1 protein-coding gene is annotated in these 349 nt (G+C 60.7%); it reads left to right on the plus strand.

Translation table 11 applies throughout. The features are described 5' to 3' along the window. On the plus strand, positions 1-349 hold a 349-nt coding region (locus ACT3TS_RS19785), incomplete at both ends, for a hypothetical protein (protein WP_444533231.1).

The following is a 349-nucleotide window of genomic DNA, read 5'->3' on the forward strand; positions in this document are numbered from 1 at the left end:
GTGGGTGCCTGTCTTTGACGACCCGGACTATTCCGATCCCGGCTTCAAGGACCCCGATATCCGTATCGGTCCTGATGGGGACCCCACAGCCATACCGCCAACCCTCACCCCAGCCCCATCAAGCGCCGACAACGCAATCACGACCGCCGACAGCGCCAGTAGCAGTGCGAACTTGGGCTCAATTACTGGTGGTGAGGAGACAACTGCGAGCAACACCATCGGAACCGGTGCCAATGTCGGCACCAGCACCAACAACGGTGCCGATGCCAAGACCGACACAAGCCCCAGCACCAACACCACCGGAACTGGTGCCAGCACTGGTTTCAGTGTCACTGGGGGTGGTGCTTGT

The sequence above is a fragment of the Specibacter sp. AOP5-B1-6 genome, assembly GCF_052376555.1.
Lineage (GTDB): Bacteria > Actinomycetota > Actinomycetes > Actinomycetales > Micrococcaceae > Specibacter.